The sequence below is a fragment of the Actinotalea sp. C106 genome, assembly GCF_023630195.1.
Lineage (GTDB): Bacteria > Actinomycetota > Actinomycetes > Actinomycetales > Cellulomonadaceae > Actinotalea.
The window spans coordinates 1-20,542 of the sequence record NZ_JALPKN010000027.1 but is presented as its reverse complement, the minus strand read 5'-3'; the positions used below and the strand labels follow the sequence as shown (position 1 = coordinate 20,542).

The following is a 20,542-nucleotide window of genomic DNA, read 5'->3' as shown; positions in this document are numbered from 1 at the left end:
TCGCCAACGCGGTGGCCGGGCGGGACTGGCCCGTCGCGACGGGCTTCGGGCTGTCGAACGCGGCCGAGGCATGGGTGGTCGCGGCATGGCTGCTGCGCGGGCGTGCACGGCCGCGCCTGATGACGCTCGAGGACGTCTTCCGGCTGCTGGCGGGCACCCTCCTGGGGGGTCTCGTCATGGGGCTCGGGGCAGCGGCCACCGTCGCGATCCTGGCTGACGGCGACCCGTGGATCACGGCCCGCACGGTCATGGCGAGCCACGGCGCGGCGATCCTCGTCACGGTGCCCCTGGGGCTGCGGGTCCTGACCCCGCGGGCCGCCGGCAGCCGCGCCGAGGGCTTGGCGCAGTGGGTGGCCCTGCTCGGGGTCTCGGCGCTGATCTTCCGCCCTGACCAGGCCCTGCCCGTGGCCTTCCTGACGATGCCCTTCCTCGTGTGGGGCGCCCTGCGGCTGGGGACCCGCACGGTGACGTTGCAGCTCGTGGTCCTCGCCCTGCTCGTCAGCGCGCTCAACCGCTTCGGCGGCGGGCCGTTCGCGTGGAACCTCGGCAGCGGGTCCACCGTGACCGCCTCCCTGGTCCAGGCGTACCTCGTGGTCTCGGCCCTCGTGGTGCTGCCCCTCGCGGTGTCGGTGGCCCAGCGGCGGGCCGTGCTGCAGCGGGTCGAGGCCAGCGAGCGACTGTTCCGCGAGGGGTTCTCCGAGGCGCTGCTCGGCATGCTGCTGCTGCGCCGGACGAGCGAGGACGGGCGCCTCCCGTCGGTGGCCGCGACGTCGGGACGCCCGCACGCGACCGACGGCCTCGAGGTGGTCGAGCTCAACGCCGTCTCTGCGCGGATCCTCGGCGGCACCGAGCCGGAGCTGGTGGGGGAGTCGTGGACCGCGCGGCTCGAGGCAGGGGATCGGACCGTCGTGGCCGACGCGGTGCGCGAGATGCACACGGGCAACCTGCCCGGGTGGCACGGCGAGGTCGCGCTGGGTGTCGAGACCAGCACGCGCTGGGTCGAGGTCGCCCTCTCTCCCCTGACAGATGCCAGCGGCGAGGGCATGTTCGTCGGTCAGATGGTCGACGTCACCGCTCGCCGGGCCGCCGAGGAGCGGTTGACCGCGCAGGCCCTGCAGGACGGCCTCACCGGGCTCGGCAACCGCACCCTGCTGCGCGACCGGATCGACCTCGCCCTGCGCACCCTGTCCGCGGACGGGTCGGGGGCCGTGCTGCTCTACTGCGACCTCGACGACTTCAAGCACGTCAACGACTCCACGGGGCATCCCGGCGGGGACTCGGTGCTCGTCGAGGTCGCGCAGCGGCTGACCGCCCTGCTGCGGCCCGAGGACGTCGCGGCCCGGCTCGGCGGGGACGAGTTCGTCGTCCTGCGTCCGCAGGTCGGGACCCAGGCCGAGGCCGAGGAGCTCGCGACCGCCGTGCTCGACGCCCTGATGGCACCCCTGCACGTCGGCGTGCACTCCTTCAGCCTCGGCGTGAGCATCGGCATCGCCTGGGGCTCGCCGGGGACCTCCCCCGACGACCTGCTCCGCGACGCCGACTCGGCCATGTACGCGGCCAAGGCCGAGGGCAAGCGACGGGTGGTGGTGTTCTCCGACGAGCACCGGGCGCGGGTGCTCCGGGCCGTGCGGGTCGAGAAGGATCTGCGGGTGGCCCTCGAGCGCGAGGAGCTCGAGGTCTACATGCAGCCGGTGATCGACCTCGACGACGGGCTGCCCGTCGCCGCCGAGGCCCTGGTGCGGTGGAACCACCCCGAGCGCGGCCTGCTCGCCCCGGGTGAGTGGCTCGACGTCGCGGAGAGCTCGGGGCTCATGCCGCGGATCGGGGCGTGGGTGCTCGAGCGGTCCTGCGTCGAGGCTGCGACCTGGCCCGTGCTGCGCGACGGCGCGGCCCCCACGGTGCACGTCAACGTCTCGGCCAGACAGCTCGACGAGCCGGGGTTCGTCGAGGAGGTGCGTCGCGTCCTGACCGAGACGGGCCTGGCCCCCGCGCGGCTGGTGCTCGAGTTCACCGAGACCTACCTCGACGAGGTCAGCGACACCCTGCTGGCCGATCTCGCCGGCCTGCGCCGAGCGGGCATCGGCCTCGCGGCGGACGACTACGGCACCGGCTACAGCCCGCTGACCCGGGTGATCGAGCTGCCTCTGTCGATGGTCAAGATCGACCGCGGCTTCGTCAGCACCATGCTCGAGGACGTCCGCAGCCGCGCGATCGTCACGACCCTGCTGCGGCTCAGCGAGGCCCTGGGCCTGGACCTGGTCGCCGAGGGCGTCGAGACCCAGGCCCAGGCGGACGAGCTCAAGCGCCTGGGGTGCCAGACGGGCCAGGGCTACCTGTGGTCCAGGCCGGTCCCGGCCGAGCAGTTCCGCGCCGAGCTGAGCGCGTCGATCAGCCCAGGGTCTCGGTGACGAGCTGCTGGGCCGCGGCCTGCACCTCGCCGAGGTGCTCGGCCGAGACGAAGGACTCGGCGTAGACCTTGTAGACGTCCTCGGTGCCCGAGGGGCGGGCCGCGAACCAGGCGTTCGGCGTGGTGACCTTGAGGCCGCCCACGGCCGCCCCGTTGCCCGGGGCCTCGGTCAGCCGGGCGGTGATCTCCTCGCCGGCGAGGGTCGAGGCGGTGACCTGCTCGGGGCGCAGCGAGCCCAGGGCCTTCTTCTGCTCGCGGGTCGCCGGGGCGTCCACCCGGGCGTACCAGGACTCGCCGTGCTTCTCGACCAGCCCCGCGTGCAGCTGGGAGGGCGAGGACCCGGTACGTGCCGTGATCTCGGCCCCGAGCAGGGCCAGCAGGATGCCGTCCTTGTCGGTGGTCCACACGCTGCCGTCGTGCCGCAGGAAGGAGGCGCCGGCGGACTCCTCACCACCGAAGCCCACCGACCCGTCGAGCAGCCCGGGGACGAACCACTTGAAGCCGACCGGGACCTCGAGCAGGGTTCGTCCCAGGTCCGCCGCCACCCTGTCGATCAGGGCCGAGGAGACGAGGGTCTTGCCGATCGCGGCGCTCGCGGGCCAGCCCGGGCGGGCTCCGCCGTAGAGGTAGCTGATCGCGACGGCGAGGTAGTGGTTGGGGTTCATCAGGCCCGCGTCGGGGGTCACGATGCCGTGCCGGTCTGCATCGGCGTCGTTGCCGGTCGCGATGTCGAAGGGGGCGCCGCCACCACCGGTCCCGGCCATCGTCTGGACGAGCGAGGCCATCGCCGAGGGGGAGGAGCAGTCCATGCGGATCTTGCCGTCCCAGTCCAGGGTCATGAAGGACCAGCGGGGGTCGACGTCGGGGTTGACCACCGTGAGGTCCAGCCCGTGCCGCTCGGCGATCTCGCCCCAGTAGGCGACCGCGGCGCCGCCGAGCGGGTCGGCGCCGATGCGCACCCCGCTGGCTCGCACCAGGTCGAGGTCGAGCACGTTGGGCAGGTCCGCGATGTAGGCGCTGGTGTAGTCGTGGCGCAGCGTGGTCGAGGCAGCCAGGGCCGTCTCGGTGCTGACCCGGCGCACCGAGCCGATGCCCTGGCGCAGCAGCTCGTTGGCCCGGTCCGCGATCCAGCCGGTGGCCTCCGACCCCGCGGGGCCGCCGTGCGGCGGGTTGTACTTGAACCCGCCGTCGCGGGGCGGGTTGTGCGACGGGGTGACGACGATGCCGTCGGCGAGGCCGGCCCCTCCCGAGGTCCGCACCCCCTGCGAGGTCGCGGCCCCGTTGTGCAGCAGGATCGCGTGCGAGACCGCGGGGGTGGGTGTGAAGCCGTCGCGGGCGTCGACGTGCACCTGCACCTCGGCCGCGGCCAGCACCTCGAGGGCCGTGCGCCAGGCCGGCTCGGACAGCGCGTGGGTGTCCCGGCCGATGAACAGCGGGCCGTCGGTGCCCTGCGAGCGCCGGTACTCCACGATCGCGGCGGTGATCGCGACGATGTGGTCCTCGTTGAAGGCGCTGTCGAGGCTGGAGCCCCGGTGGCCCGAGGTGCCGAAGGCGACCTGCTGGGCCGGGTCCTCGACGTCGGGGTGGCGGTCGTAGTACGCGCCGACGACGGCGTCGACGTCGATGAGGTCCTCGGGCAGGGCAGGTGTTCCGGCGCGCGGGTGCATGGCTCGATCCTCGCACCCGAGGGGCATCCCGCGCACGGGGTCGGGCCCTGCGGGTACCCTCGCTGGCCATGGCCAAGAGAGCGACCGTCGAGTTCGTCCTACGACCCTTCGAGGGGCTTCCCGGTGAGCCCGACTGGGTGGCGATGCGTGAGGTGGTGCCGGCGGCGACCGGGACCGCCCGCACCACGGCCGAGCACGGCTCGCGCGAGGTGGTCGTGGCGACGGTGCTGCCGATGGCCTGGCCCGCCCTGCACCGGGCGGACGGCACGATCATGATCGCCCTGCAGCAGCACGCCGGCTCGGGGGACGCCTCGCGCGACCTCGCCGACCTGCTGCTCCGGGCCCTCGAGCTCCCCGCCGGCACCCCGATCACCTCGGCCCCGCTGCCCGAGCCCGGGCCGCGGCTGCAGGACGTGCTGGACCTCGACGTCCCGTTCGAGGTCACCGTGCACCAGGGCTTCGACTTCTGGACCGAGGGCGGCACGGACCTGGGTCCCGACGTCGGGCCGGCGCTCGAGCAGATGAACGAGACCATCATCCCCACGCACCGCCTGAGCACGGTGGACGCCGCCTACTGGGCGCGCATGGGAGAGCGGGAGTACCTGCGCTGGGCCGTGCCCCACGACGAGCAGGACTTCCTCGACGCCCTCGCCCGGCTGCACGTGCGGCGCGAGTCGGGTCTCGGGGACCAGGGGGCGGTCGGCAAGTTCATCGGTGCCTTCCGCTCCTGCGGGGTGCTCGTCCCGGTGTGGGACCTGGCGCCGGGCACCGAGGCGGCCGAGCTCGAGGAGCCGGTGCAGGCCCTGGGCGGGCGTCTGGCGGAGGCCCTCGCGGTCGAGGGTCCGCTCGACGCCAACGAGCGGCGTGCCCGGGCCGGGCTCGTGGCGAGGCAGCTCACCCTGCGCTGATGGACTGCAGGTGACTCCCTGTTGACCATCACGTGGCGTGATGATGACGAGTCCGCGGAGCATCGTTAGGGTGGGGTCGTGGCCACCTCAGCACGCGGACGACGCACCAGCGGCAACGGTCCTGTCGCCCCCAAGCAGCGGGTGGCCGTCGTCATCCCCGCCAAGGACGAGTCCCGGCGCATCGCCCCGACCGTCCGGGCCGCGCGGGCCATCCCCAACGTCGATCTCGTGCTCGTGGTCGACGACGGCAGCGAGGACGCGACCCAGCACGTGGCCCGCGAGGCGGGGGCCGTGGTGGTCCGCCACTCGCACAACCGGGGCAAGGCCTCAGCCATGGAGACCGGGGCCGCGGTCGTCGCCATGCGTGACACGGCGGACCGGCCGGCACGGCTGCTGCTGTTCATCGACGGGGACCTGGGTGAGTCCGCGGTCAACGCGGCCCCGCTGGTCCCTCCCGTGCTCGAGGGGAGGGCCGACGTGTCCATCGCGGTGCTGCCGCCCCAGCCCGGGGCTGGCGGCCGCGGGATCGTCGTGGGCCTGGCCCGTCGTTCGATCCAGGCGATGACCGGCTGGACACCCACCCAGCCTCTCTCGGGCATGCGGTGCCTGACCCGTGAGGCGTTCGAGGCGGCCACCCCGCTGGCCCGCGGCTGGGGCGTCGAGACCGGCATGACCATCGACCTGCTGACCAAGGGGTTCGTCGCTGTCGAGGTGCCCTGCGACCTGCGCCACCGGCCCTCGGGGACGGACTTCCGCGGTCAGATGCACCGCGCCGCCCAGTACCGCGACGTGCTCATGGCCGTGAACGCCCGGCGGATGCGCGGCGTGGCCCGGGGAGCCGGCCGCGCCCTCAAGGTCCGTAAGAAGAGCTAGGCGACGCGCTCGACGCGCCTCTCGCGCATCTCGAGCAGCCAGCTCGCGCAGACGGTCACCAGCAGGGGGACCGCGATCGAGACTCCCAGCGCCGGGATGACGATCCCCGAGTCGTTGACCGCGAAGCCGATGCCCAGGGCGATCGCCAGCGCGATGACCCCGGGGCGCAGCATCGGTGCCTCGGTGCCCAAGGAGGTCAGCGGAGCCCCCGAGGACAACCACCCGAAGGGCCCGCCGTCCGGGGCGTTCGCGGCGAAGCGCAGCGGCCGCACCAGCACCAGCACCACCAGGGCGATCCCCGCGATGGCGAGCACCGTCAGCCAGGTGCCACCCAGGTTCGCCAGGTTCTGGGCGAGCTTGCGGCTCACCACCCCCCAGAGGCCGCCGTCGAGCACCGTCTCGACGAAGCGCCCGAGGTGCGTGCGCTCGGTGGGCGGACGGAGCCAGTCGATCACCGCGAAGGAGGTGACGACCACCGCGGCACCGCCGAGCACCGCGGTCACCCGCCACCAGGACAACCGCACCCCTGCGGCCATGAGCGCGAGGATCGCGAAGGCGGGGACCAGGGCCGGGGGCCCGCCGAAGTCGCTGCCCAGTCCGGGCATGCCGTTGACCACGGTCGCGACGGCGCCGATCACCCCGACCAGGGCGCCCGCGAGGCGCCGTCGGCCGCCACGGACCAGGGGGTCGGCCACCGCGACGGCCGAGATCAGCACCGAGGCTGCGAACAGGGCGAAGGCCGTGTTGTTGAAGCCGTAGAACCGTCCGGCCACCACCGGCTGGACACCGAGCGGGGCCGAGATCTGCAGAGGGGCGCCCAGGACCACGTCGACCAGCAGCACCAGGGCTGTCGCGCTCGCGACCACCGCGGCGGGGGCCAGCAGGGGTGACCGCCACCGGGGCAGCAGGGCCACGGCCGAGACCGCGGCCATCCACCCCACGACCAGGCCCGTGAGGGCCCAGGTGGGCGAGGGGGCACGCCACCAGGGCGAGAGGTTGGCGAGCATGGTGGCCACGGGGAAGGAGCCCACGACGACCCCCGCCGCGCGGAGACCGTGCAGGACCGCCCTGGGGTGACGGAGCAGACCCTCGGTCCGCGCCGGTCGGCCGGGGAGCAGACGTGCCGAGATGCGCCGCGTGGCCCCCATCACGCGCGCGTTGAGGCCGAGGGTGACGACCGCGTAGAGGACCAGGTTGACCACGATGAGCAGCGTGTAGAACGTCGGGGTGAGGGGGCGCACCACGACGGAGTGCTGGTCGATGTCGAGCACGGCCGTGAAGCGTGCGTTGGCGCTCTCGGCCGCCGGGACCGGTCGGACGGGCGCCCCGACCATCGCCCCCGCGGGGACCTGGTCGCTCACGTCGAGCAGGTCCAGCAGGGTCGGCGTGACGTCGGTGGCCTGGATCATGCCGTCCTGGCGGGTCGAGCTCGAGGCGAGCAGGGACCCGCCGTACTCGCCGTCCCCCGGTGCAGGGCCCAGGGCCGCGGCGAGCTGCATGCGCGCGACCGTCCCCGAGTCGGCGAGGGAGACCACCAGGACGACGACCTCCTGGTCGGCCTGCGCGGCGGCCTCCAGGACCGCCCCGACCCTGGCGTCCACGGGCTGCACCTGCTCGGCACGGGTGGGCTCGCTGATGACGTCGGGGCCGGCGGGCTCCTCCCCGGTGGGCGCCGGCTCGAGGGCCTGCTCGTCCCCCGAGGCCTCGTCCTGGCCCTGCTCGTCCTCGGGGTCGATGCCCAGGAGGCTGTCGCGCCGGGCGACGGTGGCCCGGCCCGTGTCCCGGACGGTCCCGGCGTCGACCACGACGAGGCGCGAGCTCTCGAGAGCGATACCGACCGCGTCGCTCAGCCCGGCGGGATCGGGGGGCAGGGGCAGGTGCTCCCCGACGACCTGGCCTTCCTCGCCGGCGAGCGCGATGGCCGCCCCGGGGCCGAAACCCGTCGCGGGGACCCCGGCGTCCCCGAGGGTCTGGCCGAGGAGCCCGAGCACGGGGTCGTAGCTCTCCTCGGCGGCCGAGGCCTCGAAGGAGTCCCAGCCGGGGACGGCCCCGCCGGCGAGGGGGGTGACCAGGGTGCGGCACTCGCCGTAGCCCTCACCGGGCAGGTCACCGGCCCTGGACCCGGCCGAGACCGCGAGCCAGCCGTCCGCGGGGCAGGCCGAGGAGCGGATGCTGCGGGCCGCGACGGTGCCGATCGAGGCGTCCCGCGAGAGGTCCCACAGCGCCGGGGTGGACAGGGTGTGCACGTCGTCCCAGCGCAGGCCAGCGGTGCCCACGAGCACGACGGCGGGGCCCTCCTGCTGGGCCGGTGCCTCGGCGGGGTCGACGGCCGTGGGGGCCGCCGTCGGAGCTGCCGTGGCCCCGGCAGCGGGCAGCAGGACGCTCATCAGCAGCAGGAGCGCGCCGAGCAGCGCGGGTGGACGGGGCACCGGGCAAGCCTACGGGCGCACTAGTCTCGGGCGCGGCGACGCCCTGCCCGCCTCGACCGGCCGAGGTCGCGCACGGGGGCTCGCGAAGGAGGCACGATGACCGGCCAGCAGGCCCCCGGGCGCCCGCGCTACGCCTACCTCGGCCCCGCGGGGACCTTCACCGAGGCCGCGCTGCGCCAGGTCGCCTCTCCCGAGGATGCCGAGTACCTGCCCCAGGTCGACGTCGTCTCGGCGATCGAGGCCGTGCGCGCGGGGACCGCGGACTTCGCGGTCGTCGCGATCGAGAGCTCGGTCGAGGGCGGGGTCAACGCGGTGCTGGACACGCTGGCCAGCGGCGAGCGGCTGGTGCTGCTGGGCGAGGTCCTGGTGCCGGTGACCTTCACCCTCGCGGCCCGGGCCGGCACCGCGCTGAGCGACGTCCGCCGCATCTCGGCCCACCCGCACGCCTGGGCCCAGTGCCGTCGTTGGCTCGCCGCGCACCTGCCCGAGGTCGTGCACGTCCCCGCGACCTCCAACACGGCCCCGGCTGCGCTGCTGAGCGGCTCCGAGGAGGCCCTGCCCTTCGAGGCGGCCCTCGTGCCGCCGCCAGCTCTCGACCACTACGGCCTCGCGACCCTCGCGACCCACGTCGCGGACAACGAGAGGGCCGTGACCCGCTTCGTCGTGGTCGGGCGCCCGGGGGACATCCCGGCACGCACCGGGGCGGACAAGACGACCTTCGTGGTGCACCTGCCGAGCAACCAGGCTGGTGCGCTGCTCGAGATGCTCGAGCAGCTCGCGACCCGGGGGGTCAACCTCTCGCGGATCGAGTCCCGGCCGATCGGCGACTCCCTGGGCAGGTACTCGTTCTCGATCGACGCCGAGGGGCACGTCGAGGACGCGCGGGTCGCCGAGGCGCTCATGGGTCTGCACCGGATGTGCCCGCACGTGCGCTTCCTGGGCTCCTACCCGCGGGTCGACGCCCCGCACGGCGAGATGCGCCCGGGCACCGCCGACGCGGACTTCGCCGCGGCGCGGGAGTGGCTCGAGGGCCTGCGGGCGGGCACCACGGGCTGAGCCCGGCCGCCTCGACGCCCGTGCCCTCCGGTCAGGGCACGCGCACCTGCAGGGCCTTCCGGTCCACCCGGGCCGAGACCTCGAGGGCCGAGCCGATGGTGTCGCCGTCGACCTGGAGCTGCTGGGGGTCGCGGGACCGCACGCGCACCTCGCGGGCCTGGAGGTGGTCGATCTTGCCGATCTTGTTGGGCAGGTCGTTGTGGAAGCCGAAGCGCTGGAAGGCGACCTCGCCGAACAGCTGGGCCCAGCCGGCGATCCCGCCGCGGGTGTCGATCGCGCCGATGTCGAGGATGCCGTCGTCGATCACGGCGTCGGGGAGCAGCGTGATCCCGCCCGGCAGTCGGCCGACATTGCCGAAGAGCAGGCTGCGCAGGCGGAACGGGAGCCACGGGCCGTCGTCGAGCTTCATCTCCAGGCGCATCCGCCGGCCCCGCAGGTGCTTGATCCCGGCGACGAAGTACGCGATCCAGCCCACCCGGGCCTTGAGCTGCTCGTCGGTGTCGGCGACCATCGCGGCGTCGAAGCCCAGCCCCGCGATCACCAGGAAGATGTGGTCCCGTGAGGGCTCGGCCGTGTCGGGCGGGGTCTCCTCGGGCACGACGGCGGCCGGGTCGGCCTCGGCGATGTCGTCCTCGACCTCGGTCTCGTCCCGGACCACGCGGACCCAGCCGACGTCGATCGCCCGGGTGCTGCCGGTGAGCGCGATGCGCAGCAGCGCATCGACGTCGTTGAGCGGCAGGTCCAGGTTGCGTGCGAGCAGGTTGCCCGTTCCCTGCGGCACCAGGGCCATGGCGGCGTCGGTCCCGGTGAGGCCCTCGGCCACCGCACGCACGGTCCCGTCGCCGCCGACCGCGATGACGACCTCGGCCCCTGCGGCGACGGCGTCGCGGGCCTGGCCGATGCCCGGGTCCTCGACCGTGGTGTCGAACCAGAGGGGCTCGGGCAGGTACCGAGCGGCGCAGGCCTGGATGGCGGCGTCGCGCAGGGCCGGGACCCCTGGCTTGGTCGGGTTCGCGACGAAGGCCACCAGGGTGTGCGCGGCGTCGCCCTCGCCGGCGGAACCCCGCGCCCCCGGGCCGGCGGCCGAGGGCTTGATCGGCACCCCGTGCCCGACCAGCGCCCGACGGTTGAGGATCGCCAACGTGACCGCGACGACGGCGAGCAGTGCGGCGATGACGCTCACCCAGGCGACCCATTCCATGGCGACACCGTACGGGCCGCGCCCCCGCCTCACCTGGCGAACCGGCTCGGCGTGAACCGGCCGGCGTGAATCGGCTCGGCAGGCGTGGACGCTGTCGATACGCTCGGGGGGTGATCGACCTGCGCCTCCTGAGGGACACCCCCGACGTCGTCCGTGCGAGCCAGCGGCTGCGGGGTGACGACCCCTCCCTGGTGGACCAGGCCCTCGACCTCGACCAGCGCCGCCGCGCCGCGCTGACGGACTTCGAGCAGCTGCGCGCCGAGCAGAAGGGCCTGGGCAAGCAGGTCGCCAAGGCCCAGGGCGAGGAGAAGACCGAGCTGCTGGCCCGCGGCAAGACGCTGGCCGAGCAGGTCAAGGCCGCCCAGGCCGAGTCCGAGGCCGTCGCGGCCGAGCTCGACCAGGTGCTGCTGCGCATCGGCAACGTGGTGATCGACGGCGTGCCCGGGGGCGGTGAGGAGGACTACACCGTGCTCCGCCACGTGGGCACGCCGCGCGACTTCGCCGCCGAGCTGGGCCCCGAGTTCACCGTCCGGGACCACCTCGACCTCGGCGAGCGGCTCGGGGCGATCGACACCGAGCGTGGTGCCAAGGTCTCGGGGGCGCGGTTCTACTTCCTCACCGGGGTGGGCGCACGGCTCGAGCTCGCCCTGCTCACCGCGGCCATGGACCGCGCCCTGGCGCACGGCTTCACGCCGATGATCACCCCGACCCTGGTCAAGCCCGAGGTGATGCAGGGCACCGGGTTCCTCGGGTCGCACGCCGACGAGGTCTACCGTCTCGAGGCCGACGACCTGTACCTCGTGGGCACCTCGGAGGTCGCGCTCGCGGGCTACCACCAGGGCGAGATCCTCGACCTGGGCGCCGGACCGCAGCGGTACGCGGGCTGGTCGGCCTGCTACCGGCGCGAGGCCGGCTCCTACGGCAAGGACACCCGCGGCATCATCCGGGTGCACCAGTTCCACAAGGTCGAGATGTTCAGCTGGACCACGGTCGAGGACGCCGAGGACGAGCACGCCCGTCTGCTGGCCCTCGAGGAGGAGATGCTCGGGCTGGTCGAGCTGCCGTACCGGGTGATCGACACCGCCGCGGGGGACCTGGGCTCGAGCGCGGCCCGCAAGATCGACTGCGAGGCGTGGCTGCCGAGCCAGCAGCGGTGGCTCGAGCTCACCTCGACCTCGAACTGCACGACGTACCAGGCCCGGCGCCTCGGGGTGCGGGAGCGGACGGCCGAGGGGGAGACCCGCACGGTCGCGACCCTCAACGGCACGCTGGGCACCACGCGCTGGATCGTGGCGATCCTCGAGAACCACCAGCAGGCCGACGGCTCGGTGCGGGTGCCCGAGGGGCTGCGCCCCTACCTGGGCGGCCTCGAGGTCCTCACCCCGGGGCCCGCCGCGTGAGCGGCCCGCTGCTCGTCGCCCTCGACATCGACGGCACCCTGCTCACCTACGAGGGCGACCTCGCCGACGACGTGCGCGAGGCCGTCGCGGCCGTGCGTGCGGCCGGCCACCACGTGGTGCTGGCCACGGGGCGCTCGGTGCACGCCACCGTCCCGGTCGCCGCCGAGCTCGGCATCGAGCACGGCTGGGCGGTGTGCTCGAACGGCTCGGTCACGGTGCGCCTGGACCCCGACCTGCCCGAGGGCTACGTGGTGCACGAGGTGATCACCTTCGACCCGGGCCCGGCCCTGCGCCTCATGGCCCGCGAGATGCCCGAGGCGCACTTCGCGGTCGAGGAGGTGGGCGTGGGCTTCCGGATGAACAAGCCCTTCCCCGACGGCGAGCTCTCCGGGGTGCAGGAGGTCGTCGGCCTCGAGGACCTCGCGGGCCGTCACGTGACGCGTCTGGTGGTGCGCAGCCCGGGCCACACCCCCGAGGAGTTCCACGAGATGGTCGCCCGCACGGGTCTCTCGGAGGTCACCTACGCGATCGGCTGGACGGCATGGATGGACGTCGCCCCGGCGGGGGTGACGAAGGCCAGCGCGCTCGAGATCGTGCGCAGCGCCCTGGACGTGGACCCCGCGGCGACGGTGGCCCTCGGGGACGGCAGCAACGACGTCGACATGCTCCGCTGGGCCTCCCGGGGTGTGGCGATGGGGCACGCGGCCGAGGCCGTCCAGGCTGCCGCCGACGAGGTCACGGGAACGATCGAGGAGGACGGCGCCGCGACGGTGCTGCGCTCGCTGCTCTGAGCAGGCGGGGGCGCCGCCACCGGCCCGTCGCCGAGCACGGCGGGCCCCGGCCGGTGGACGCGGCTCCACCTCAGGAGCAGAATCAGCCGCCATGGCCTCCGGCATCGACGACGTTGCCCGCGCCGCCGGCGTGTCCACCGCGACCGTCTCGCGCGCCTTGCGAGGCCTGCCCAACGTCAACCACGACACCCGTGAGCGCGTGCGCCGGGTCGCCGCCCAGCTCGGCTACGTCGCCTCGCCGTCGGCCGCGAGCCTGGCCTCCGGGCGGACCCGGACCATCGGTCTGATCAGCCCCATGGTCAACCGCTGGTACTTCTCGAACGTCATCGAGGGGGCTGAGCGCGCGCTGCGGTCCCAGGGCTTCGACGTCCTGCTCTACACCTTCGAGCTGCGTGGGGCCGAGGGGCGGGTCCGGGTCGACTCCGACGTGCTGCGCCGCCGCGTCGACGGCGTGCTGGTGGTCGGCCTGCCCCTCGAGGAGGACGAGATCGAGGCCCTGCTGGCCCTGGGGCACCCCTTGGTCTGCATCGGGTGGGGCGGCTTCGGTCAGGTCACGGTGCGTCTGGACGACCACGCGACCGCGGTCGAGGCCACGCAGCACCTCATCGACCTGGGGCACCGGACCATCGGCCACATCACCGGGTCGCCCGACGACGTCGCCCCGTGGTCCCCGCCGATCTGGCGCGAGGCCGGGTGGCGCGCGGCCCTGGAGGGGGCGGGGCTCGAGGTGAGCGACGACCTCATGGTGCACGGCGGCTTCGACGTGCAGGGGGGCCGGGCCTCGATGCGCCGCCTGGTCGAGGCCCGACCCGACGTCACGGCCGTGTTCGTCGCCTCCGACGAGATGGCGATGGGTGCCGTGCTCGCCCTGCGCGACCTGGGGCTGCGCGTCCCCGCGGACGTCTCGGTGGTCGGCGTCGACGGGCACGACCTGGGTGAGCTGGTCGGGCTGACGACGATGGTGCAGCCGGCCCCCGAGCAGGGGGCCATGGCGGCTCAGCTGGTGCTCGACATGATCGCGGGCGTGGTCCCGCCGCGGGAGCTCGTGGTGCCGACCGAGCTGCTCGTCCGGAGCTCGACGGCGCCGCCGCGGGGCGCGGACCTTCCGGCGCCGCAGGGAGCCCCGGCGCCGCCGGCGCCCGCCGTCTGACACCCGAACGGATCAAGGCGTTCCCCGCGGGCCTTCGTAGGCGTTAGGGTGGGAGCGCTCCCGCAGAGCGCTGGCGCCTCGTGCTCGTGACCGAATTGTTACTACCTCGTGCCTGGTACGTAGCCGGAACCACTTGCCCCGAGGCCGCTGTAAGCGCTTGCATAGCGGGAGTGCCCGACGCCGCGTGCTCTTCGACGCCGGTGTGGGGACAGCCCGCGGGCGCAGGACGCCCACAACGACGTGGAGGACCACCATGATCAGCAGAAGGAGCCGCGGAGCATCCGCGGCCGCGGTCGGGGGCTTCGCCGCCCTCGCCCTCACCCTCGCGGCGTGTACGCCACCGCCGTCGGACGACGACACGGCCGGCGACGACGGCGACTTCGAGGTCGCCGAGGGCTGTGAGGCCTTCGAGCAGTACGGCGACCTCTCCGGCACGGAGGTGAACCTCTACACCTCGATCACCGCCCCCGAGGACCAGCCGCACATCGACTCCTACGACCAGTTCGAGGAGTGCACCGGCGCGACGATCAACTACGAGGGCTCGCGCGAGTTCGAGGCGCAGCTCCCCGTGCGCATCCAGGCCGGGAACGCGCCGGACGTCGCGTACATCCCCCAGCCGGGCCTGCTCAACACCCTGGTGACCGACTTCCCCGACGCGATCGTCCCGGTGGGCGACCTCGCGGCGGAGAACGTCGACTCCTACTACTCCGAGGCGTGGCGCGGCTACGGCACCGTCGACGACACCTTCTACGCGACGCCCCTGGGCGCCAACGTGAAGTCCTTCGTCTGGTACTCGCCGAGCATGTTCGCCGACGCGGGCTACGAGATCCCCGAGACCTGGGACGAGCTCATCGCCCTGTCCGACCAGATCGTGGCCGAGGGCGGCACGCCCTGGTGCGCGGGCATCGGCTCGGGCGACGCGACCGGCTGGCCGGCCACCGACTGGCTCGAGGACGTCATGCTCCGCACCGCGGGCCCCGACGTCTACGACCAGTGGGTCAACCACGAGATCCCGTTCAACGACCCGGCCGTGGCCGAGGCGCTCGAGACGGTGGGCTCGATCCTCAAGAACGAGGAGTACGTCAACGCCGGCTTCGGCGGTGTCAGCTCGATCGCGACGACCGAGTTCACCGACGCGGGCTTCCCGATCCTCGACGGCGAGTGCTGGATGCACCGCCAGGCCTCCTTCTACCAGGCCAACTGGGGCGAGGCGCAGGAGGGCGTGACGGTGGCCGAGGACGGCGACGTCTTCGCGTTCTACTTCCCGTCGGAGAGCACCGACAGCCAGCCGCTGCTCGGTGGTGGTGAGTTCGTCGCCGCCTTCGACGAGCGCCCCGAGGTCCAGGCCTTCCAGGCCTTCCTGACCAGCCCTGAGTGGGTCAACGCCAAGATCCCGCTCGCCCCGGGCTGGGTCAGCGCCAACAGCGAGCAGGACACCTCGCTCTACGAGTCGCCGATCGACGCCCTGTCGGCCGAGCTGCTCGCGGACACGAGCCGGGAGTTCCGCTTCGACGCCTCCGACCTGATGCCGGGTGCCGTGGGCGCCGGGTCCTTCTGGACGGAGATGGTGAACTGGATCGCCAACGACAAGCCCGACAACGAGGTCCTCGACGCCATCGAGGCGTCCTGGCCGTGATCGGCTGAGCACGCTCCGGGAGGGGCCCGTCCGCAGGGCGGGCCCCTCCCGGCCGCCAGTGTCAACGTCGCCAGCGCCCAGGTAGGCGCTGCAGACCTCGGAGGTGGGAGTGGACGTCTTCGCGAATGCGGGCGCCTGGATCGGGTACTACTGGGAGATCATCAGCGGCTGGCTGCTCGAGGCCAGCGGACCGGGCCAGAAGCTCCTGCTCATGGCACTCGCCGTGGTGCTCTTCGTCGTGGTCATGGGCGGCATCCTGCTGGCCGTCGACAAGCCCAAGCGGATCCCGAACTGGCTCGTCGCCACGGGCTTCGTCGGCCCGGCGCTGCTCTTCGTGGCCTTCGGCCTGGTGTACCCGGCGCTCCGCACGATGTACACCTCCCTGTTCGCCCGTAACAGCGACGACTTCATCGGCCTGGACAACTACATCCGGGCGTTCAGCGAGAACGAGTTCCAGATCGTCCTGCGCAACACCGCGATGTGGGTCATCCTCGTGCCCCTCGTGGCCACGCTCTTCGGCCTGATCTACGCGGTGCTGGTCGACCGCACCCGGTTCGAGAAGATCGCCAAGACCCTCATGTTCCTGCCGATGTCGATCTCCCTGGTCGGGGCCTCGATCATCTGGCGGTTCATGTACGAGTACCGGGCGGTGCTGCTCGACGCCGACGGCAACCCGCGCAACAACCAGACCGGCCTGATCAACCAGGTGCTGGTGTGGATCGGCCTCGAGCCTCAGCAGTTCCTGATCAACTCGCCGTGGAACAACCTCTTCCTCATCGCCGTGATGATCTGGATCCAGGCCGGCTTCGCGATGACGATCCTCTCGGCAGCCATCAAGGCCATCCCGGACGACATCGTCGAGGCCGCGCGGCTCGACGGGCTCAAGGGCATGCAGATGTTCCGCTACATCACGGTGCCGAGCATCCGTCCGGCCCTGGTGGTGGTGCTCACCACCATCGCCATGACGACCCTCAAGGTCTTCGACATCGTCCGGACCATGACCAACGGCAACTTCGGCACCTCGGTGGTCGCGAACGAGTTCTACGACCAGAGCTTCCGGCTCGGGGATGCCGGCCTGGGTGCCGCCCTCGCGGTGATCCTCTTCGTCCTGGTGATCCCGCTCGTGGTCTACAACGTCCGGCAGATGCGACTCGCGGAGGAGATCCGATGACGACCAACCCCGCCCCCGTGCAGGGCATCGCCACCCGTGAGCCGGGCGAGGCCAAGCCGCGCTCGACCGTCAAGCTCACCCGGGCCGAGAAGCGCGCCATCGCGGTCAAGGGCAAGATCAGCTCGCCCTGGGCCTCGGGCATCGCGATCATCATCGCGATCCTGTGGACCATCCCGACCTTCGGCCTCTTCGTCACGTCCTTCCGCACCTCGCAGGACATCCGCGAGGACGGCTGGTGGAACGTCCTCGCCAGGCCGACCTTCACCCTGGACAACTACCAGGAGGTCCTCTTCGGAGGGTCGACGAACTTCATCGAGTACTTCATCAACACGGTGGTCATCACGATCCCCGCGGTGGTCATCCCGATCAGCATCGCGCTGCTCGCGGCCTACGCCTTCGCCTGGATCGACTTCCGAGGCCGCGAGATCCTCTTCGTGGCGGTCTTCGCCCTGCAGATCGTGCCCATCCAGATCACCATGATCCCGCTGCTCACCCAGTACGTGAGCTGGGGGCTGGCCGGGTCCTTCTGGACGGTGTGGCTCTCGCACTCGATCTTCGCGCTGCCGCTCGCGATCTTCCTGCTGCACAACTTCATGAAGGACATCCCGCCGTCCCTGGTCGAGGCGGCCCGCGTCGACGGCGCCGGGCACGTGAAGATCTTCTTCCAGGTGCTGCTGCCCCTGCTGGTCCCGGCCATCGCGGCCTTCGCGGTGTTCCAGTTCCTGTGGGTGTGGAACGACCTGCTCGTGGCCCTCGTCTTCGGCTCCGCCCAGAACGTCGCACCGCTCACGGTGCGCCTGGGTGAGCTCGCGGGCAACCGCGGCGAGACCTGGCACCTGCTGTCCTCGGGGGCCTTCATCGCGATGATCGTCCCGGTCATCGTGTTCCTGCTGCTCCAGCGGTTCTTCGTCCGCGGGCTGCTCGCGGGATCCGTCAAGGGCTGATCGCGACCGCACGGCACCGAAGGGCACCGCACGGCCCAGCACAGCACCGACGACGCCCCGTCCCCTCGCCGGGGGTGGGGCGTCGTCGTGCGCGGGCCCGCCGCATGACCCGCGGGCGGGGTGGTGGTCGGGCATAGTGCTCGGGTGCGCACCCCAGGGGCAGGAGCCGTCGGCCGGGTCCCTGCCCCGGCGCTCTTCGTCGTCTCGGGGCTGACCCAGTACGGCGGGGCCGCGGTCGCCGTGGGGCTCTTCACGCAGATGGGTGCGGCCGGGGTCGCGTGGTCCCGGCTCGTGGTGGCGGCCCTCGTGCTGCTGCTGTGGCGCCGCCCCTGGCGGATGACCTGGACCAGGCACGACCTCCTCGCCGTCGCGCTCTTCGGTGTGGTGCTCGCCGCGATGAACATCTCCTTCTACGTCGCGATCGAGCACCTGCCGCTGGGCACCGCGGTGGCCATCGAGTTCATCGGGCCGGTGGCGGTCGCCGCGATCACGGGCAGCGGGTGGCGCGAACGGGTCGGCATCGGCCTCGCGGCCGTGGGTGTGGTGCTGCTGGCCGGGGTGACGTTGAGCCTCGGCGGGGACGGCGTGGTGGTCGGGCTGGTCGCGATCGGTGTCGCGGCCGCGTGCTGGGCCGGCTACATCCTGCTGGGACGCCGTGTCGCGGTGCGTGGGGACGGGGTCACCATGCTCGCGGTCGCGATGGCCATCGGGTCCCTCGCCTTCGCCCCGTTCCTCGCTGCGACCGCCGCCCCGGCCTTCGGCTCGTGGCGGCTGGCCCTGGCCCTCGTCGTGGTCGCGGTGCTCTCCTCGGTGGTGCCCTACGGGCTCGAGCAGCTGGTGCTCCGCAAGGTGAGCCCGGCGACCTTCGCGGTGCTGCTCGCCCTCCTCCCCGCGACCGCGGCCGTGGTCGGCGCGGTCGTGCTCGGCCAGTGGCCGCACGGCGTCGAGCTCGTCGGCCTGGTGCTCGTCTCGGCGGCGATCGCGCTCACCTCGGTGCGGCGCAGGCCACGGCTCGCCGAGCCACCTGCCTGAGGGCCGCCCCGGCGACGGGCGCCCGCTAGGTTGAGTTCGCCGCCCGCCCCGAAGGAGATGCGATGCCCTGGCTGACCTCCCCCGCGCACCACCGCTGGCTCGAGGGGGAGACCCACCGCCTCCTCGACTTCGGCCGGGCCGCGCGCACGCCGCAGGGCTTCGGCTGGCTCGACCAGCACGGCCAGCCCGAGACGGACCGGGACACCGCGCTGTGGATCACCTGCCGGATGACCTACGTCCACTCCCTCGGGGCCCTGCTCGGGCGCCCGGGGGCGGGGGCGATGGCCGACCACGGGCTCGCGGCCCTGGACGGTCCGTTCCGCGACGCCGAGCACGGGGGCTGGTTCGCCGCCGTCGGACCGCAGGGACCGACCGAGACCGACAAGGGGGCCTACCCGCACGCCTTCGTGATCCTCGCGAGTGCGAGCGCTGCGGCCGCCGGCCGCCCCGGGGCGCGTGAGCTGCTCGACGAGGCGCTGGCCGTGAGCCTGGCGCACTTCTGGGACGAGGAGGCCGGGATGGTCGTCGAGTCCTGGGACCGGACCTTCACTACCTGCGAGGACTACCGCGGGGTCAACGCCGGCATGCACACGGTCGAGGCCTACCTCGCCGCTGCCGACGTCACGGGGGAGCGCGCCTGGCTGGACCGCGCGGCGCGGATCACCGAGCGGGTGGTCCACGAGTTCGCGCGCGGGAACCGGTGGCGCCTGCCCGAGCACTTCGACACCGCGTGGCAGCCGTTGCTCGACTACAACGCGGACGCCCCGGCCCACCCCTTCCGGCCGTACGGGGCGACGGTCGGGCACTGGCTCGAGTGGGCGCGCCTCGCCCTGCACGTGCGCGCCGCCCTCGAGGCCCGGGGGGACGACCCGCCCGGCTGGATGCTCGAGGACGCCGTCGACCTGGTCGACGCCGCGGTGCGCGAGGGCTGGCACGTGGACGGGGCCCCGGGGTTCGTCTACACGGTGGACTGGTCGGGGAGCCCGGTGGTGCGCGAGCGCATGCACTGGGTGCTGTGCGAGGCCCTGGGTGCCGCTGCGGCGTTGTTCGCGGCGACCGGGGAGGAGCGGTACGACGCCTGGTACCAGCAGTGGTGGGACTACGCGGCCGAGCACCTCCTCGACCGCGAGGGCGGTTCGTGGTGGCACGAGCTCGCTCCCGACCAGCAGGTGTCCACGACGACCTGGGCCGGCAAGGCCGACCTGTACCACGCGGTCCAGGCGACCCTCATCCCGCGCCTGCCGCTGACCCCGACCCTGGCCCCTGCCCTCGCGCGCGGCCTGCTGGGCTGACCGGGCTCAGCCGGGTCTGCTGGCCTGATCGACTGCTGGGCTGATCGAGGTCAGGGGACCAGCAGGAGCTTGCCGAAGACCTCCCCGGCGGCCATCAGCTCGTGGGCGCGTGAGGCGTCGTCGAGCGAGAGGCGCTCGTGGACCACGGGCCGCACGGCGCCGCTGCGCACGTGCGGCCACACGTGCTCGACCACCTCGGCGACGATCGCGGCCTTCTCGGCGGCGGGGCGCGAGCGCAGGGTGGTGCCCAGCACGGTGGCGCGACGGGCCAGGAGGGCGCCCAGGTCGAGCTCGGCCCGTCGCCCCTTCTGCATCCCGATCACCGCGAGGCGCCCGCCGGTCGCCAGCACCTCCAGGTTGCGCCCCAGGTAGGCGGCGCCGACGACGTCGAGCACGACGTCGACCCCGCGGTCAGCCGTCAGCTCGCGGCACCGGTCGACGAAGTCCTCGCTGCGGTGGTCGACCGCGGCGACGGCACCGAGCTCGAGGCAGCGCGCGGCGCGCTCGGGCCCGCCTGCGGTCGTGATGACGCGAGCGCCGAGGGCGGTGCCGAGCTGGACGGCCAGGGAGCCGACCCCGCCCGAG

Annotated in this window: 16 protein-coding genes; 12 read left to right on the top strand and 4 right to left on the bottom strand. The window is 73.2% G+C overall.

What is annotated here, in order from left to right; all coding sequences use genetic code 11:
• A partial coding sequence (locus tag L0B03_RS03535; protein ID WP_250444131.1) for a bifunctional diguanylate cyclase/phosphodiesterase occupies positions 1-2,408 on the top strand: 2,408 nt, incomplete at its 5' end.
• Here L0B03_RS03535 and pgm read toward each other — a convergent pair.
• Positions 2,389-4,074, bottom strand: coding sequence for a phosphoglucomutase (alpha-D-glucose-1,6-bisphosphate-dependent) (pgm, locus tag L0B03_RS03530; protein WP_250444129.1), 1,686 nt, complete (start codon positions 4,072-4,074; stop codon positions 2,389-2,391). The two genes, L0B03_RS03535 and pgm, sit on opposite strands and share 20 nt — an antisense overlap.
• A gap of 68 nt (positions 4,075-4,142) precedes the next feature.
• On the opposite strand from pgm, the gene L0B03_RS03525 reads away from it, so the two are divergent.
• Positions 4,143-4,982, top strand: a complete 840-nt coding sequence (locus L0B03_RS03525) for a DUF5926 family protein (RefSeq protein ID WP_250444127.1) — start codon at positions 4,143-4,145, stop codon at positions 4,980-4,982.
• Positions 4,983-5,060: 78 nt separating this feature from the next.
• Positions 5,061-5,855 (top strand): glycosyltransferase family 2 protein, encoded by a 795-nt coding sequence (locus L0B03_RS03520; protein WP_250444124.1) that lies wholly within the window; start codon positions 5,061-5,063, stop codon positions 5,853-5,855.
• Here L0B03_RS03520 and L0B03_RS03515 read toward each other — a convergent pair.
• Positions 5,852-8,284 (bottom strand): hypothetical protein, encoded by a 2,433-nt coding sequence (locus L0B03_RS03515; RefSeq protein ID WP_250444121.1) that lies wholly within the window; start codon positions 8,282-8,284, stop codon positions 5,852-5,854. The two genes, L0B03_RS03520 and L0B03_RS03515, sit on opposite strands and share 4 nt — an antisense overlap.
• Positions 8,285-8,380: 96 nt before the next feature.
• Between L0B03_RS03515 and pheA the strand changes: the two genes are divergently transcribed.
• Complete coding sequence (gene pheA / locus L0B03_RS03510) at positions 8,381-9,340, top strand: prephenate dehydratase (RefSeq protein WP_250444118.1); 960 nt, start codon at positions 8,381-8,383, stop codon at positions 9,338-9,340.
• 31 nt (positions 9,341-9,371) lie between these two features.
• Here pheA and L0B03_RS03505 read toward each other — a convergent pair whose 3' ends face one another.
• Positions 9,372-10,541 (bottom strand): diacylglycerol kinase family protein, encoded by a 1,170-nt coding sequence (locus tag L0B03_RS03505; RefSeq protein ID WP_250444115.1) that lies wholly within the window; start codon positions 10,539-10,541, stop codon positions 9,372-9,374.
• A gap of 110 nt (positions 10,542-10,651) precedes the next feature.
• On the opposite strand from L0B03_RS03505, the gene serS reads away from it, so the two are divergent.
• The 8 genes from serS (at position 10,652) to L0B03_RS03465 (ending at position 19,957) form a co-directional block, all read left to right on the top strand.
• On the top strand, positions 10,652-11,941 hold the full coding sequence (serS, locus tag L0B03_RS03500; RefSeq protein WP_250444112.1) for a serine--tRNA ligase: 1,290 nt from the start codon (positions 10,652-10,654) through the stop codon (positions 11,939-11,941).
• Positions 11,938-12,732 carry an HAD family hydrolase gene (locus L0B03_RS03495; RefSeq protein WP_250444109.1) on the top strand — a complete coding sequence of 265 codons (795 nt, stop codon included), beginning with the start codon at positions 11,938-11,940 and terminating at the stop codon, positions 12,730-12,732. Before serS ends, L0B03_RS03495 begins: the two co-directional genes overlap by 4 nt.
• Positions 12,733-12,823: 91 nt before the next feature.
• Positions 12,824-13,882 (top strand): LacI family DNA-binding transcriptional regulator, encoded by a 1,059-nt coding sequence (locus L0B03_RS03490; protein ID WP_250444106.1) that lies wholly within the window; start codon positions 12,824-12,826, stop codon positions 13,880-13,882.
• 253 nt (positions 13,883-14,135) lie between these two features.
• Complete coding sequence (locus tag L0B03_RS03485) at positions 14,136-15,518, top strand: ABC transporter substrate-binding protein (RefSeq protein ID WP_250444103.1); 1,383 nt, start codon at positions 14,136-14,138, stop codon at positions 15,516-15,518.
• A gap of 211 nt (positions 15,519-15,729) precedes the next feature.
• Complete coding sequence (locus L0B03_RS03480; protein ID WP_250444134.1) at positions 15,730-16,689, top strand: carbohydrate ABC transporter permease; 960 nt, start codon at positions 15,730-15,732, stop codon at positions 16,687-16,689.
• The gene (locus L0B03_RS03475; RefSeq protein ID WP_250444101.1) at positions 16,686-17,633 is read left to right on the top strand and encodes a carbohydrate ABC transporter permease; all 948 of its coding nucleotides are present in this window, start codon (positions 16,686-16,688) and stop codon (positions 17,631-17,633) included. Before L0B03_RS03480 ends, L0B03_RS03475 begins: the two co-directional genes overlap by 4 nt.
• Before the next feature lie 144 nt (positions 17,634-17,777).
• Entirely contained in the window at positions 17,778-18,665 is an 888-nt protein-coding gene (locus tag L0B03_RS03470) for a DMT family transporter (protein WP_250444099.1), read from the top strand.
• 62 nt (positions 18,666-18,727) lie between these two features.
• Positions 18,728-19,957 (top strand): AGE family epimerase/isomerase, encoded by a 1,230-nt coding sequence (locus L0B03_RS03465; protein ID WP_250444096.1) that lies wholly within the window; start codon positions 18,728-18,730, stop codon positions 19,955-19,957.
• A 50-nt stretch (positions 19,958-20,007) separates the two neighbouring features.
• Here the strand turns inward: L0B03_RS03465 and L0B03_RS03460 are convergent.
• A partial coding sequence (locus L0B03_RS03460; protein WP_250444094.1) for a zinc-binding dehydrogenase occupies positions 20,008-20,542 on the bottom strand: 535 nt, incomplete at its 5' end.

Coding starts and splice junctions, on each gene's coding strand:
- pgm (WP_250444129.1), bottom strand. CDS start 4,074: ATGCACCCGCGCGCCGGAACACCTGCCCTGCCCGAGGACCTCATCGAC.
- L0B03_RS03525 (WP_250444127.1), top strand. CDS start 4,143: ATGGCCAAGAGAGCGACCGTCGAGTTCGTCCTACGACCCTTCGAGGGG.
- pheA (WP_250444118.1), top strand. CDS start 8,381: ATGACCGGCCAGCAGGCCCCCGGGCGCCCGCGCTACGCCTACCTCGGC.
- L0B03_RS03505 (WP_250444115.1), bottom strand. CDS start 10,541: ATGGAATGGGTCGCCTGGGTGAGCGTCATCGCCGCACTGCTCGCCGTC.
- L0B03_RS03490 (WP_250444106.1), top strand. CDS start 12,824: ATGGCCTCCGGCATCGACGACGTTGCCCGCGCCGCCGGCGTGTCCACC.
- L0B03_RS03485 (WP_250444103.1), top strand. CDS start 14,136: ATGATCAGCAGAAGGAGCCGCGGAGCATCCGCGGCCGCGGTCGGGGGC.
- L0B03_RS03480 (WP_250444134.1), top strand. CDS start 15,730: ATGGCACTCGCCGTGGTGCTCTTCGTCGTGGTCATGGGCGGCATCCTG.
- L0B03_RS03475 (WP_250444101.1), top strand. CDS start 16,686: ATGACGACCAACCCCGCCCCCGTGCAGGGCATCGCCACCCGTGAGCCG.
- L0B03_RS03465 (WP_250444096.1), top strand. CDS start 18,728: ATGCCCTGGCTGACCTCCCCCGCGCACCACCGCTGGCTCGAGGGGGAG.